The 12,870-nt window shown below is 69.2% G+C and carries 12 protein-coding genes and 1 pseudogene; 6 read left to right on the top strand and 7 right to left on the bottom strand.

Going from position 1 to position 12,870, the window contains the following annotated elements; all coding sequences use genetic code 11:
• Positions 1–47: 47 nt before the first annotated feature.
• Together ACKY0X_RS02450 and ACKY0X_RS02445 are read right to left on the bottom strand one after the other, a co-directional pair.
• Entirely contained in the window at positions 48–1,229 is a 1,182-nt protein-coding gene (locus ACKY0X_RS02450) for a sensor histidine kinase (RefSeq protein ID WP_409428169.1), read from the bottom strand.
• Positions 1,230–1,358: 129 nt separating this feature from the next.
• Entirely contained in the window at positions 1,359–2,108 is a 750-nt protein-coding gene (locus tag ACKY0X_RS02445; protein WP_046284885.1) for a phosphoglyceromutase, read from the bottom strand.
• A gap of 82 nt (positions 2,109–2,190) precedes the next feature.
• Here ACKY0X_RS02445 and ACKY0X_RS02440 point away from each other — a divergent pair, with 82 nt between their 5' ends.
• A complete protein-coding gene (locus ACKY0X_RS02440; protein ID WP_409428168.1) occupies positions 2,191–2,931 on the top strand; it encodes a cutinase family protein in 741 nt (246 codons plus the stop codon).
• 10 nt (positions 2,932–2,941) lie between these two features.
• Here the strand turns inward: ACKY0X_RS02440 and ACKY0X_RS02435 are convergent, their stop codons facing one another.
• From ACKY0X_RS02435 to ACKY0X_RS02425, 3 genes and pseudogenes are all read right to left on the bottom strand, one after another.
• Positions 2,942–3,463 (bottom strand): YbjN domain-containing protein, encoded by a 522-nt coding sequence (locus ACKY0X_RS02435; RefSeq protein ID WP_409429475.1) that lies wholly within the window; start codon positions 3,461–3,463, stop codon positions 2,942–2,944.
• A 115-nt stretch (positions 3,464–3,578) separates the two neighbouring features.
• Positions 3,579–4,933, bottom strand: a pseudogene (mshA, locus tag ACKY0X_RS02430) (D-inositol-3-phosphate glycosyltransferase).
• Positions 4,934–4,947: 14 nt separating this feature from the next.
• Positions 4,948–6,231 carry an ROK family protein gene (locus ACKY0X_RS02425; protein WP_409428167.1) on the bottom strand — a complete coding sequence of 428 codons (1,284 nt, stop codon included), beginning with the start codon at positions 6,229–6,231 and terminating at the stop codon, positions 4,948–4,950.
• 207 nt (positions 6,232–6,438) lie between these two features.
• On the opposite strand from ACKY0X_RS02425, the gene ACKY0X_RS02420 reads away from it, so the two are divergent.
• Entirely contained in the window at positions 6,439–7,200 is a 762-nt protein-coding gene (locus ACKY0X_RS02420) for an SDR family NAD(P)-dependent oxidoreductase (RefSeq protein WP_409428166.1), read from the top strand.
• A gap of 39 nt (positions 7,201–7,239) precedes the next feature.
• On the opposite strand, the gene ACKY0X_RS02415 is transcribed toward ACKY0X_RS02420, so the two are convergent.
• Positions 7,240–8,583: an Ig-like domain-containing protein gene (locus ACKY0X_RS02415; RefSeq protein WP_409429474.1), complete on the bottom strand. Its 1,344-nt coding sequence runs from the start codon at positions 8,581–8,583 to the stop codon at positions 7,240–7,242.
• A 10-nt stretch (positions 8,584–8,593) separates the two neighbouring features.
• Positions 8,594–9,652: a UDP-N-acetylmuramate dehydrogenase gene (locus tag ACKY0X_RS02410; RefSeq protein ID WP_409428165.1), complete on the bottom strand. Its 1,059-nt coding sequence runs from the start codon at positions 9,650–9,652 to the stop codon at positions 8,594–8,596.
• A 26-nt stretch (positions 9,653–9,678) separates the two neighbouring features.
• Here ACKY0X_RS02410 and ACKY0X_RS02405 point away from each other — a divergent pair, with 26 nt between their 5' ends.
• From ACKY0X_RS02405 to ACKY0X_RS02390, 4 genes are read left to right on the top strand one after another with little or no spacing between them, the layout of a single operon-like run.
• Complete coding sequence (locus tag ACKY0X_RS02405) at positions 9,679–10,200, top strand: DUF2505 domain-containing protein (protein ID WP_046283146.1); 522 nt, start codon at positions 9,679–9,681, stop codon at positions 10,198–10,200.
• A gap of 9 nt (positions 10,201–10,209) precedes the next feature.
• Positions 10,210–11,028 (top strand): carbon-nitrogen hydrolase family protein, encoded by an 819-nt coding sequence (locus tag ACKY0X_RS02400; protein ID WP_409428164.1) that lies wholly within the window; start codon positions 10,210–10,212, stop codon positions 11,026–11,028.
• Entirely contained in the window at positions 11,025–12,095 is a 1,071-nt protein-coding gene (locus ACKY0X_RS02395) for a DUF2993 domain-containing protein (protein WP_409428163.1), read from the top strand. The genes ACKY0X_RS02400 and ACKY0X_RS02395 overlap by 4 nt, the downstream gene beginning before the upstream one ends.
• Before the next feature lie 9 nt (positions 12,096–12,104).
• Positions 12,105–12,869 carry a DUF2993 domain-containing protein gene (locus ACKY0X_RS02390; protein WP_409428162.1) on the top strand — a complete coding sequence of 255 codons (765 nt, stop codon included), beginning with the start codon at positions 12,105–12,107 and terminating at the stop codon, positions 12,867–12,869.
• Position 12,870: the final 1 nt, after the last annotated feature.

The following is a 12,870-nucleotide window of genomic DNA, read 5'->3' as shown; positions in this document are numbered from 1 at the left end:
CTGCCCTTCCCCGTAGTTACCCTCTGCGTGATCAACAGCGGGTGCCATCACTGCTCCTCCTTCTCTGGGTTCAGACTGCCCTGGTAAGCGGGAATCGCCAAGGTAAATGTCGAACCGGTGCCCGGCTGGCTCCACAACGTGATGGTGCCGTTGTGGTTGGCCGCCACGTGTTTGACGATCGCCAACCCCAGCCCCGTACCCCCGGTAGCCCGCGAGCGGGCCTTGTCGCTGCGGAAGAACCGTTCGAATACGCGCTGCTGGTCCTTGGGCGCAATACCGATGCCACGGTCGGTCACGGCGATCTCGATGAAACCCTCCCGGCGACGCCGGCTGATCGATACCGGCGAACCGTGCGGCGAGTAGGCGATCGCATTGGACACCAGGTTGGCCAGCGCGGTGACCAGCAGTGGCTCATCGCCGAGCACGCACAACCCGCTCGGGGCATCGGTGGTGATCGTGATCTCGGCGTTGTCGGCGGCCACCTTGTGCCGGGAGATCGCTTCGTTGACCACCGCGTCGACGTCGACGACGCCGAGGTCCGGCAGCGGGTCGGCGCCCTGCAGGCGGGACAGCTCGATCAACTCACCGATCATGCTGGCGAGCCGGTTGGCCTCCACCAGCACGCGCTCGGCAAACGGCCGCACCGCCTCGGGGTCGTCGGCCGACGCCAGCAGCGCCTCGGCGAGCAGCCCCATGGCCCCCACCGGGGTTTTCAGCTCATGGCTGACGTTGGCCACGAAGTCGCGCCGGCTGGCCTCCATACGGGCCTGCTCGGACTGGTCGTCGACGATCACCACGGCGAACCGGCGATCCTCTTCCGACAGCAGCCGGGCATAGCCGCGCACGGCGGACAGATCCGACCGGGTGGCCCCCGGAGCCCGCTTGGCCACCGTCAGATCGAAGACGACTTCGTCGTCGCCGGCCAGCGCGCGTTGCGCGGCCGCCCAGGCCTCGTCGTCGAGCAACCGGCCGTGCACCAGTCCCAGCTCAGTGGCGCGCTCGTTGAGGTAGACGACGTCACGGTGGGAGTCGACGACCGCGATCCCCAGCGAGGCGTGCGACACGATCTGCTGCAGCATCTCCGCGACGGTGATCCCGGATCGCTCGGTCGCCGCCTTGCGGCGTCGCTCGGCCAGCCGCGGCGACAGCCACACGCCGGCCGCCAAGCCTGCCGCCAGCGCAGGAATCGCCGACGCTGCAGCAAGCGTCAGCGCCGAGGTCGCAGCCACGGCAAAATCGTACGCAGTCCGGCACCGTGAGCTGACCAGCGTTCGTCCGTGACGTGCGCCGAATGTGAATTCAACGCGAAGATTTCACCCGGGCTCCACCCGGCATTCACACTGGGCGGGCCAAAACCGCTACTTGGCGCCCTGGCTCGCGACCGCTGCGGCCCCGGCAGCCGCAGCCGCGGGGTCCAGGTAGACACCACCGGCAACCTTCGGGCGCAGGTCGGCATCCAGGTCGTACCGCAACGGGATGCCGGTCGGGATGTTCAGCCCGACGACTTCCTCATCGGACATGCCGTCGAGGTATTTCACCAGCGCCCGCAGCGAGTTGCCGTGCGCCGCGATCAGCACCGTCTTGCCGCACCGCAGGTCCGGGATGACGACGTCGGTGAAGTACGGCAGGAAACGCGCCACCACGTCGGCCAGGCACTCGGTCAGCGGGCCGCCGCCGATGTCGGCGTAACGGGGGTCGGTGTCCTGGCTGTAGCGGCTGCCGGCTTCGATCGGCGGCGGCGGGGTGTCGTAGCTGCGCCGCCACGTCATGAACTGGTCGTCGCCGTAGCGCGCCTTGGTGGCGGCCTTGTCCAGGCCCTGCAGCGCACCGTAGTGGCGCTCGTTGAGCCGCCAGGTGCGGTGCACGGGGATCCAGTGCCGGTCGGCGGCGTCCAGCGCCAGGTTCGCGGTGGTGATCGCCCGGCGCAGCAGCGAGGTGTAGAGCACGTCCGGCAGCAGATTGTGCTCGACCAGCAGCTCACCGGCACGGACCGCCTCGGCGCGGCCCTTGTCGGTCAGGTTGACGTCCATCCAGCCGGTGAACTGGTTGCTGGCGTTCCATTCGCTTTCGCCGTGGCGCAGGAGCACCAGGGTGGCAGTGTCAGACATGGGCGTCAGTGTCTCACGGGCGCCGATTGGGGTTACCGTCGAAGGAAGGTCCGTCAACCGGGATCGGGGGTGTGGTGTGCACGTGTCCCGCCTGCGGCCGCTCCCCCGCCTCCTCACCGCCGCGCTGCTGACGGTTTCGGCCGTACCGATGACCGTGGCGTCGCCGGCCGCGCACGCCACGCCGTGCGCCGACGTCGAAGTGGTCTTCGCCCGTGGCAGCGAGGAGCCGCCCGGTGTCGGCAAGGTCGGGCAGGCATTCGTCGACGCCCTGCGCTCCAAGCTCACCGACCGGTCGATGGTGGTGTATCCGGTCAACTACGCCGCCGCCAGCGGTTTTTCCAGCGGTCTCGATTTCGACCGAAGCGTGATCGCCGGGATCCGCGACGAGGTCAGCCACATCGAGTGGACAGCGCTGGACTGCCCGGATACCCAGATCGTCCTGGGCGGCTACTCCCAGGGCGCGGCCGTCACCGGTTACGCGACCGCGCAGTCGGTGCCGACCGGGTTACCGGACGAGCTGGTGCCGGATCTGCCGCGGCCGATGCCCGACGTGGTGGCCGACCACGTCGCGGCGGTGATCCTGTTCGGGAAGCCCTCGGCGACGTTCATCCGGCGCTACGACGCGCCGCCGGTCCGGGTCGGCCCGCTGTATGCGGCCAAGACCCGCGAGTACTGCGCTCACAATGACGCCGTCTGCGACGGCACTGACGGCATCCCGTTCGGGCATCTGGATTACCCGACGAACAGCATGCCCGCCGACGCCGCGGCGGTCGCCGCCCGCCGCATCGAAGCCAACGCGAATCGCGACGTCACCCTGCACTGACCGGTGGCCCTCAATCCGCGTCGTCGCCGTCCTTGTCGATTAAATGCTCGAACGCCCGCAGGTTCTTCAGCGACTGCCCGGTGGACACCCGCCAGTCCCATTCCTTCTGGATCGAGGTGGCAAATCCCAACTCCAGCAACGTATTAAAGTCGAAGTCGACCGCTTCGAGCACCTGTCCGAGCACCCGGTCGATCTCCTCGGCGGTCACCGAAGTCAGCGCCATCCGGCCGACCAGGTAGATGTCGCCGACGTTGTCCAGCGTGTAGGCCACCCCGTAAAGCCGGCGGTTGCGCTTGAGCAGATACCGGTAAACCCCGGCGTGGTTCTCGTCGGGCTTGCGGCAGACGAACGCCTCGACGCGCACCGAGTGCTCCCCGACGCTGAGGATGGTGTTGGTCTTGAGCTTGCGCTCGCCGGGCAGTTCCACCACCAGCCCCGGCAGCCCGCCGTGTGAGCCCGGCGTCGGCGAGTAGGTCAGCTCGGCGGATTGCAGCGTGCGCTCGATGAGCTCTTGGACGTCGCCCCGGTTCACGCCCACGCCTGCCTCCCGTGCGCGTCGAGTGTGCGGTTTACTCGGCAATACACCGGTGCAGACCTCGTAAACCGCACACTCGGCGCCGATAGAACGCGCGGTGTTGCCATGCGGCTCACGCGCGTGCCCCGCGCCGCGTCGGCCAGCGGCGTGGCCGGCGCGCCGATCCGAGCACCCGCATCCGGCCGGCCCGGGCCGTGGCGAAGTCTTCGATCGCGTGGGTGTAGCTGGCCAATTGGGCGTCCACGGTGCGCTCCCAGGAGAACTGCGTCGCATGGTTGACGGCGGCCCGGCGCATCGCCCATCCGCGAGGCCCCGAACCCAACCGCAGCAGCTCGTCGAGAGCCGTTGCCCACGCCTCGATCCCGTGCCCGTCGACCAGTCGCCCGGTGACCCCGTCGCGCACCGCCACCGGCAACCCGCCGACGGCCGCGGCAACCACCGGCGTCCCGCAGGCCTGCGCCTCCAGCGCCACCAGACCGAACGATTCGGAGTAGCTCGGCACGGCCACCAGATCGGCGGCTTGGAACAGCGTCGCCAGATCCGCACGAGACTGCGGCGGCAGGAATGTCACCCGGTCACTGATACCCAGTTCGGCCGCCAGCCGAACCAGACCGCCCGGTTCCGCCAACCCGCTGCTGCCCGACGGTCCGCCGGCCACCACGACGCGTACCCCGGGCAGTTTCGCGGCCGCGCGCAGCAGGATGTCGGGCGCCTTGAGCGGCTGGATGCGGCCGACGAAAGCCACGATCGGTTCGCCTGCCGACAACCCCAACGCCTGCCGGGCCGCCACCTTGTCGCCGGGCACAAACACCTCTAGGTCGACGCCCGGATGCGCCACGTCGATGCGGCGCGGGTCCGCCTCGTGCAGGGCGATGAGTTGCTGTGCTTCGTCGTCGGTGTTGACGATCAACCGGTCCGCGGCATCAACCACCTGCTGCTCGCCGACCGTGCGCAGCGGCGGTTCCGGGGCGTCCCCGGCGGCCAGCGCGGCGTTCTTCACCCCGGCCAGGGTGTGCGCGGTGTGCACCAGCGGCACCGCCCACCGATCCGCGGCCAGCCAGCCGACCTGGCCCGACAGCCAGTAGTGCGAATGCACGACGTCGTAGTAGCCGGGCTCGTGGGCGGCCTCGGCGCGCAGCACCCCGGCGGCGAACGCGCACAGCTGGGTGGGCAGGTCGTTCTTGTCCAGGCCTTCGAACGGTCCGGCCACCACGTTGCGCACCAGCACGCCGGGCGCGACGTGTTGCACCGGCGGGTCGACCGACGACGTGGCGCGGGTGAACACTTCCACCGCCACTCCGCGGCGCGCCAGATGCAGCGCGCTCTGCAGGACGTAGACGTTCATTCCGCCGGCATCGCCGGTGCCGGGCTGGGCCAGCGGCGAGGTGTGTACCGACAACAGCGCTACCCGGTGCACATCGGCTCTGCTGCCTCCGACCCCGCCGACGCCATAGCCCACCCCGCCATCTTGACAGGTGTGGTCAGGCGGACACTTCCGGGACCACGCGGGCCACCGGCCCGCGGGAACGCCGCATCGCCCCGACCGGGTCGGCGTAGAGCCCGCCCAGTGCCACGGTGCCGGCACCGGCCTCTTGGACCCGGTTGCCGAACGCGGTGACGCGGATGCTGCGCGGCGACAGCACCGAGCGCTGTGTGAAGGCCCGCTCCACCTCGGCCATCCCCTCGGGGTATTCGGTGAAACCCTGGCCGCCGACCACCAGGTCATCGGGGTTGAGTACGTCACGCAACAGCGCGACCGCTTCGCCCAGTGCGCGGGCCCGCTCGGTCAGCAGTGCCGCCGCTCGCTCATCACCGCCACGCGCCTCGCGCACCAGGGTGGTCACCGCCGCCGACACGGCGCCCTTGCCCTCCGGCAGCAGCCGCAGCCGACGAGCCGCGGCCAGCACCGCCTCGTCGCTGACGGTGGACTCGAGATGTCCGGAGCCCCCGAGCAGTTCGGAGTACACCGGCAGACCGGCGATGGTGCCGGGACCACTGGCCGGGCTGTGCACCCGGCCGCCGATCACCAGGGCGTAGCCGACCGTTTCGCGGGCGTAGACGTAGAGGCTGGTGGTGCTGTTCGCCGTCGGCCGCCGCACTCCGAACAGCAGTTCCGCCCCGGCCATCGCGTCCACGTGCGAGGCCACCGATACGGGCAGGCCCAGCTCCTCGGCCAGCACGGGTCCGACCGGCGCCGCCGTCCAGCCCAGCCGCGGGTGGTCCACGTGGCCGGTCGCCCCGTCCACCGCGCCACCGGTCGCCACGCCGACCCACAGCGGCCGACGCTTTTGCCAGCGGGTCAAGTACCGGCTGGCGCTGGCCGCCAGCGATGCCAGCGCCGGCGTCGCGCCGTTGTTCGGCGTCGGGGTCTCGACGACGTCGAGCGTGCGGCCGAGCAGATCGGTGGCCACGATGCTGGTGGTCTTGGCCCCGATGTGCAGGCCCAGCGTGAGGAACGGTTCGTGGTTGACCACCACCGGCCGACGCGGCCGCCCGATCGCCCCGGACGTGGCCAAGTCGGCGCGCTCCAGTAGCAGGCCGGCTTCCAGCAGCGCACTGACCTGCCGGTTGACCGTTGCCACGCTGAGCGAGGTGGCGCCGGCGATGGCCTCACGGGCGACCGGACCGTGCTGGCGAACCGCGGCGAAGACCTCGGCGCCGGCGCTGTCGGCGAGCTGCAGGGCTGGGGCTACCACGCGCGGGTGGGAGCGGAGGCGACCGTTGCGGTGGCTGGCCAGGTGAGCGGTGAGAGAGGTAGTGCGCACGAGATGTCCTTGTCTGGAGAAAAATCCGAATGAGGGCCGTTTACGCCTACGACCCGGCGGATTCTCCTAAGGAGCGCTACTCGCAGCAGGTCAGGCGCAGCAACACGCGCGACAACACGCGCCGTGGGCGACCAGACAGACCGCTGTCAGAAAGCGGGCACTGCGAGACATAGCTGAGAATCTATCACGATCACTAAGGTTGACGCGATGACGACATCTGCGCGCGATCAGCGCATTGCCGTGGTCACCGGCGCCAGCTCAGGCATCGGCGAGGCGACCGCGAGAACCCTTGCCGGACAAGGCTTTCACGTCATCGTGGCGGCCCGTCGCGCCGATCGGATCGCCACGCTGGCCGACGAGATCGGCGGTACCGCCGTAGTGACCGACGTCACTGACCCAGCCGCCGTCACCGCACTGGCCCAGGCCTGCGACCAAGTCGGCGATTCGGTAAACGTGCTGGTCAACAACGCCGGGGGCGCCAAAGGTCTGGCGTCGGTGGAACAGGCCGACCTCGAGCACTGGCGCTGGATGTGGGAGACCAACGTGCTGGGCACCCTGCAGGTGACGCGCGCGCTGTTGCCCAAGCTCGTCGCGTCCGGGGACGGCCTGGTGGTCACGGTGACTTCGATCGCGGCGTTTGAGATCTATGACGGCGGCGCCGGCTACACCTCGGCCAAGCACGCCCAAGGCGCACTGCACCGCACGCTGCGCGGCGAATTGCTGGGAAAGCCGGTGCGGCTCACCGAAATCGCTCCCGGCATGGTGGACACCGAGTTCTCGCTGGTGCGCTTCGACGGCGACCGCGACCGCGCTGACGCCGTCTACTCCGGCCTGACTCCGCTGACGGCGGCCGACATCGCCGAGGTGATCGGGTTCGTGGCGTCGCGGCCGCCGCACGTCGATCTCGACCAGATCGTCATCCGCCCACGCGACCAGGCATCGGCGACCCGGGCTAACCGCCGGGACTGATGCGGCGGCCCAGCTTCGCCTCTCCTTCGTCGAGCCTCGCTAACCGCCGGGCCGACTAGGGCTCGTCGTAGTCGTGGGGGTGCCCGACAGCGTCGGCGCATCGGTCGGGGTGGCCGGCGCGACGCTGGGCAGTGAGGTCCGGGTCGGTTCGGAACTCGACAAAGCCGACATCGAGACCCAGGTGTCCCAGTCGACGGCCCAGTCCCAGATATCGCCGTCGGCGTAGGACAGCTCGATCGAGCTGCCGGTCACCTCGACCGGGTCGCCGTAGATCGCGCTATGGAAATACTGCTCGGCGTCGTCTGTCGATAAGTTGATGCAGCCGTTGGTGACGTTGGTGTTGCCCTGCGCGCCCGCACTGGCCGGGTTGGCGTGGATGAACTCCCCGTTGTTGGAGATGCGGACCGCCCAGCGCTCATGGATGTTGCTGTAGCCGGCGGCCGGGTTGGACATGTAGAAGTCCGCGTACTTCTCGCTGACCACGTGGATGCCGTTGCGGGTGACGTTGCGCGGCTTGTCGGCTTCGCCGTAGCTGCAGGGGAAGTCCATGATCACGCCCTCGTCGCGGACCACCTGAATGCGGTGCGACGAGACTTCGGCGCGCACCACCTGGCGTCGGCCGATCGCGAAGTCCAAGGACATGTCCTGGGCCCCGTAGGCGCCGTCGCCGAACGCCAGTCCGTAGAGCTTGGCGTTGACGCTGACCTTGGTTCCGGCCGGGAAGTAGTCCCGGCTGCGCCAGTGCACCCGGGCCCCCTGCACCTCGTCGGGCAACCAAGCCCAGCTGCCTTCCACCGGTGGCTCGGTGACGACGGTCAGGGCCCGCTCGACGGCCGCCTTGTCGGCGATCGGCCCGTCGAACTGCAGGATCACCGGCGCGGCGACCCCCACCGTCTGCCCATCGGCCAGCTGAAAGCCGCCGTCGATGACGACGGTGGGTGCGACCGTGGTGATGCTGCCGCTGACCGGCACCGCGTTGCCGTCGTGGCCCACCACCGACCCGCTCCAGGTGTAGACGGAGTCATAGCCCAACGGTTCGGTGACGGTGTAGCGCGTGCGTTCCCGGTTGAAGGTTCCGCTGAGCACCTTTCCGGCCGGGCTGGTCAGCGCCACCCGCTGAAACCAGCCGTCGCGGACCGTGACGCCGACCGCGGCGGTGGGCAGCACGTCGGTCACCGCTCCGCTTTTCAGGGCTGGCTCGAACGTCAGGGCGGGCGCTGACGGTGGTGCATTCTCGGCGCTCTTTCCGGGCCGACCGAAACATCCCGCCAGCGTGGTGGGTGCCACCACCCCGGCAGCCAGCGCCGCCAGCGCACGTCGCCGGTTCAGGGTCACGGCATTCCAAGATACCGGCCCAGGCGCCTGACCACCTGCGACGGAAATTACACCCGGTTTACAGCGCGCACCCGACCAGCACCGGCTCGGGGTGCAAGGTGATACCGAACGCGTCCTGCACCCCGGCGCGCACGATACGGGCCAGGGCCACGATGTCGGCGGAGGTGGCCCCGCCTCGGTTGGTCAACGCCAACGCATGTTTGGTGGACAGCCGCGCCGGCGCCTCCGGCCCGGGATAGCCCTTGCCGAAGCCGGACCGCTCCACCAACCAGCCAGCCGCCAGTTTCACCCCACCGGGAGCGTCCCAGTGCGGCACCGAGCCGCTTTCCCGATCAGCCAGACTCCGATAGGTCCCTTGCGGCACAACCGGATTGGTAAAGAATGAGCCGACACTCCAGGTGTCGTGATCGTCGGCGTTGAGGACCATGCCCTTGGCCGCCCGCAGCGCTAGCACCGCGGCGCGGACCGCTGCCGGGTCGCGGTACTCGCCCTCGGCGGCCTGCAACGCAGCGGTCAGCTCGCCGTAACGCAGTGGCGCGCTGCGCCCGGATGGATCCAGTTCGAATTCCACCTCCAGCACCACCACCGCATCGGAGTACTTGAGCACACTGGTGCGGTAGCCGAGCTCCAGCTCGGCCGCCGGTGTCCAACGCACCTCGCCGCTGCGCCGATCCAGCAGCAGAACCCGGGTCAGGCGGTCGGCGACCTCGACACCGTAGGCCCCGACGTTCTGTACCGGGGTGGCGCCGGCCGAACCGGGAATGCCCGACAAGCACTCCAATCCGCCCAGGTTCGCAGCGACCGCCCGGGCGACGACGTCGTCCCAGACCGCGCCGGCTTCGGCGCGCAGTAGATTGCCGTCGATGGTGATGTCGTCGTTGGCCAGCACGACGGCGGTCAGGTCCTCCAGGTCGTCGGCGATCAGCACGTTGGAGCCCCCGGCGAGCAGCAGCGGACGGTCGCCGGCCGCATCGAGTTCGCCCAGCGTTGCCACGATCTGCTCGGTATCGGCGCACGTGATCACCCGTCGGGCGACCGGTCCCACCCGCAGGGTGGTCAAGGGCGCCAGCGGCACCGCCTCAGCGACACGCGCGCCCGCGAACTCGGAACCCGCCACGGCCGGTAACGGTAGCGTGACCAGCTATGCCGCGTACATTCACGCTCTCCGAGCACTACTCGGCAACCGTCGAGCAGGTGTATGCCGTCTTCGCCGACGAGCACTACTGGCGCGCCCGGCTGGCCGACTCCGGAGCCGACGTCGTCGCGTTGGACTCGATGACCGTCGGCCCCGATGGCGGCGTCGACGTCGCCACCACGCAGGGCATTCACCGGGAGAAGTTGCCCGCGCTGGCAGCGCAGTTTCATCCGGGCAATCTGGACGTGGCACGGCACGAGACGTGGCATCCGGTGCGCGACGGGCGGGCCCGCGCCCGGGTGACCGGCAAGGTCGTCGGCGCACCGGCCAAGTTGTCCGGCGATGCGATCCTGGCGCCGGCGGCCGGCGGCTGTGAGCTGCGGCTGACCGCGACCGTGCAGGTCGACATCCCGCTGGTGGGCGGCAAGATCGAGAGCTTCATCGGCGGGCAGTTGGCCGAGCTGATGACCACCGAGCAGCGGTTCACCTCGACGTGGCTGCGGCAGGGCGGCGCAACACCGACGGCATAGGCTGGGCCCATGCGGATTGCGTGTGCGCAGATACTCAGCGGCGCCGACCCGGCCGCGAATCTGCAACTGGTGACCGACTACACCCAACGGGCCGCCGACCAGGGGGCATCGCTGGTGGTGTTCCCGGAAGCGACGATGTGCCGGTTCGGGGTGCCACTGGGCCCGGTTGCCGAGCCGCTCGACGGGCCGTGGGCCACGCAGGTTCGCGAAGTCGCCGCGCGGGCTCAGATCACCGTTGTAGCCGGGATGTTCACCCCGGCCGATGATGGCCGCGTCACCAACACGTTGTTGGCGGTCGGCCCCGGAACCGACACGCACTATCACAAGGTTCACCTCTACGACGCCTTTGGTTTCACCGAATCACGCACGGTGGCACCGGGATTCGAGCCGGTGGTGATCGATATCAACGGCGTCGGTGTCGGGTTGTCGACCTGTTACGACGTCCGGTTCCCGGCGCTGTACACCGAACTAGCCGACCGCGGCGCACAGCTGATCGCGGTCTGCGCCTCGTGGGGCGCCGGCCCCGGGAAGCTGTCGCAGTGGGAGCTGTTGGCCCGGGCCCGGGCGCTGGATTCGACCAGCTACGTCGTGGCGGTAGGGCAGGCCGACCCAGGCGTTCCGGAGGATTCCTCGGGCGCGCCGACCGGGGTGGGCCACAGCATGATCGCCTCGCCGTGGGGTGAGGTGATCGCCGCGGCCGGCGCATCGCCGCAGCTCCTGGTCTGCGACATCGACCTCGACGCGGTCTCGGCCGCCCGCCGGACGCTGGCTGTGTTGAGCAATCGTGCGACCTTCCTTCAGGTCGGTAAGGCAGAATCGCGCGGGTGAGCAATCCGCCCGGACCTCCCCACGGCGAGTCACCCTGGGCTCGCCCCGCCGACCAACCCGAAACGCAAGACGGCGCCGCGCCGTCTCGTCCACCGGAGCCGTCCGCGTCGCCCACCCAGCAGATGCCGGCTGGCGGTCGTGAAGAGTCCACCACCCGAATCCCCGCGGCGCCCGCACAGCCCGCCGTGCCGCCGCAGGCCCCGCCTCCCTCGCAGGCCGCCGTGCCGCCGCCGACGAACCCGGTGCCGCAACCGCCACAGGCGCCCGCGCCCGCCGGCGAGGCGCCCACCACCGTGATCGAAGCCCCGGCGGCCCCGTCACGGTCGGCTTCGGTGCTGCGTGACCCGCTGGCCCTGGTGCTGATCCTGGTCACGGTGATCGCGCTGGCGCTGGCCGGGGTGATCGGCGCCGAACTGATCGCCCGCCGTATCGGTGACAGCAAGGTGGCCAAGGCAACCGAGTGCGTGGTGAACGACAAAGCCAGCGCCTCGTTCGGGGTGACACCGCCGTTTCTGTGGCAGCACATCACCGGCAACTACACCAACATCTCCATCCATACTGCGGGCAACCAGGTCAAAGACGCCAAGCAGATGACCGCCGACCTGAGCATCTCCGATGTCGATCTGCACGGCACCGGCGACTCGCGGGGCACCATCGGTTCCCTGCAGGCGACGCTGACCTGGCCGTCGGCTGGGATCAAAGAGACCGTGCAGAACATGGTGCCGATCCTGGGCAACCTGGTCTCCGACCTCAAGACCAATGCACAAGACGGCACCGTCGAGCTGCGCGGTGCGTTCGGTCTGGCCACCGTCGTGGTCAAGCCCGAAGTCGTCAACGGCGGCCTGTCCCTGCAGGTGCAGAAGCTGACCGGCCTGGGCGCCCTGACCCTGCCGCGAGAGTCGCTGCAGCCCGAGTTGGACCGGTTCGCCTCGGAGCTGACCAAGCGTTATCCGCTCGGTCTGCGCGCCGACAGCATCGAGGTCACCGAGACCGGTGTGGTGGCGCGGTTCTCCACCCGTAACGCCTCCATCCCGCGGACGGATGACCCCTGCTTCGCTCATCTGTAACCTTGCACAATGAGCGCACCCGGACCCACACATCGGTTTTCCGGCCTGCCGGCGATCATGCTGGCCTTGACCGCGGTGCTCGCAATAGCACTGGTCGGGATGCTCGGCGGTGAGCTTTACGCCCGCCACCGGGCGAACAGCCTGGTCGCCGAAGCCGTCCAATGCGAGGCGCAGGACAGCGCCACCGTGTCCTTCGGGACCACGCCCCCGGTGCTGGCGCAGTACTTCAACGGCGAGTACTCCCACATCTCGGTCAAGACCGCGGGCAACCAGATCCGGCAGGCCAAGGGCATGCAGCTCGATCTGGACATCCGCAATGTGCGGCTGAACAAGGGCGCTTCGGACTCCAAGGGCACCATCGGGTCCTTGGATGGAACCATCACCTGGCCCGCGGACGGCATCAAGCAGTCCATTCAGGAAGTGGTCCCGGTGATCGGCAGCATCGTCACCGGAAAGGTCACCACCGACCCGGGCGCCGGCACCGTGGAGCTCAAGGGCCTGCTCAACAAGGCCGTCGTCAAGCCGCAGATCGTGAACAACGGGCTGCAGCTGCAGGTGGTCGACCTCGAGGCGCTGGGCCACGATCTGGACACCGACACCGTGCAGCGTAACCTCGATGACCTGACCGGGAAGGTGACAGGAGACCTTCCGCTGGGAATCCACATCGACAGCTCGCAAGTCACCGATTCTGGTGTGGTGGTCAAGTTTTCGACGCGCGACGCCACCATCCCGTCTTCGTCGTCTTCGTCGAACGGGTGCTTCGACTCGCTGTAGG

This window comes from Mycobacterium sp. SMC-11, assembly GCF_046250095.1.
GTDB lineage: Bacteria > Actinomycetota > Actinomycetes > Mycobacteriales > Mycobacteriaceae > Mycobacterium > Mycobacterium heraklionense_A.
Note: the sequence above shows the minus strand (reverse complement) of the source record. Positions and strands in the feature narration are given on the sequence as shown.

What these genes read in the sequence shown, in the direction of transcription:
- ACKY0X_RS02445 (WP_046284885.1), bottom strand. Translation starts at nt 2,108, where the DNA reads ATGTCTGACACTGCCACCCTGGTGCTCCTGCGCCACGGCGAAAGCGAA.
- ACKY0X_RS02420 (WP_409428166.1), top strand. Translation starts at nt 6,439, where the DNA reads ATGACGACATCTGCGCGCGATCAGCGCATTGCCGTGGTCACCGGCGCC.
- ACKY0X_RS02405 (WP_046283146.1), top strand. Translation starts at nt 9,679, where the DNA reads ATGCCGCGTACATTCACGCTCTCCGAGCACTACTCGGCAACCGTCGAG.
- ACKY0X_RS02400 (WP_409428164.1), top strand. Translation starts at nt 10,210, where the DNA reads ATGCGGATTGCGTGTGCGCAGATACTCAGCGGCGCCGACCCGGCCGCG.
- ACKY0X_RS02390 (WP_409428162.1), top strand. Translation starts at nt 12,105, where the DNA reads ATGAGCGCACCCGGACCCACACATCGGTTTTCCGGCCTGCCGGCGATC.